At 41.8% G+C, this 840-nt stretch carries 3 protein-coding genes; 1 reads left to right on the forward strand and 2 read right to left on the reverse strand.

The features are described from left to right. Nucleotides 1–235 (forward strand): hypothetical protein (locus H8706_RS12135; RefSeq protein WP_394354580.1); only part of this gene is annotated, 235 nt, incomplete at its 5' end. Here the strand turns inward: H8706_RS12135 and H8706_RS12490 are convergent. Next, nucleotides 145–363 carry a DUF3849 domain-containing protein gene (locus H8706_RS12490; RefSeq protein WP_394354579.1) on the reverse strand — a complete coding sequence of 73 codons (219 nt, stop codon included), beginning with the start codon at nt 361–363 and terminating at the stop codon, nt 145–147. The genes H8706_RS12135 and H8706_RS12490 overlap by 91 nt on opposite strands. A gap of 11 nt (nt 364–374) precedes the next feature. Beyond that, nucleotides 375–785: a SpoVG family protein gene (locus H8706_RS12140; RefSeq protein WP_262432699.1), complete on the reverse strand. Its 411-nt coding sequence runs from the start codon at nt 783–785 to the stop codon at nt 375–377. Nucleotides 786–840 lie beyond the last annotated feature (55 nt).

Below are 840 nucleotides of genomic sequence, written 5' to 3' on the forward strand. Positions count from 1 at the left end.
AGGTATGAATGAGATATCGAGACAGCTTGCGGAAACCACAAAAGAGGTTGAAGAACTTATTCAGAATAAAAAGACATTTTCAAAGGCTGATAAAGAAAAGATTTTGTCAACACTCAATAGGGTAACAAGGCAGATTTCCTCAAGCTATCCGTATATGTATTCTATGTTTAACGAACAGATGGATAAAACGGTTACGTCTTTATCTACAACATTATCTTTATATGCGTTTGCATAAAGTCCGGTTTGCGGATGCTGAATGAATTCCGTGCATCGTCTGTTCTCATCACGGCTTGCTCGGTATTCCTCAACATCGCCGTCATGCTCCGCTGTCCTGTATGAATAACGGTAAAATTCCACCGCCATAGCTGTTCACCTCACATATTCATTACCGGGGCTGCCTCGGTCTGTTCATTCTGATCCGCCTGCAATTCGGTATTGCTTTCGGCAGTTTTTTGTCCGTCTGAACGCTTTTGAGACTTTTTATTCCCTGCCTTTTTTGTTTCTTTCCCCTCTTCATGGTTCTGCTCCTCCTGCTGTGTTAATTTCTGTTCGTATGCTTCAAGCACCGCACTGTGGAGATTTTCTCTTCCCTCTTTTGTAATCGGGAAACAAATATCCTCATATTTGGCTCCTGCCTTACGGGAAGGCATTGACACAAACGGACCGTCATTGCCCTCAAAAATCCTCACACCTTTTACAACAAACTCGTCATTGATGGAAACCGAGGCAACTCCCTTTAAGCTTCCGGGTTTGTTAATAAGGTTCACGCTTGCTTTGTAATTCATAAATTCTACCCCTTTCTTTTATATAACTCATCATCCACTTCTTTTAACCTTTCAC

It is taken from the genome of Qingrenia yutianensis (assembly GCF_014385105.1).
Taxonomy (GTDB): Bacteria; Bacillota; Clostridia; order UMGS1810; family UMGS1810; genus Qingrenia; species Qingrenia yutianensis.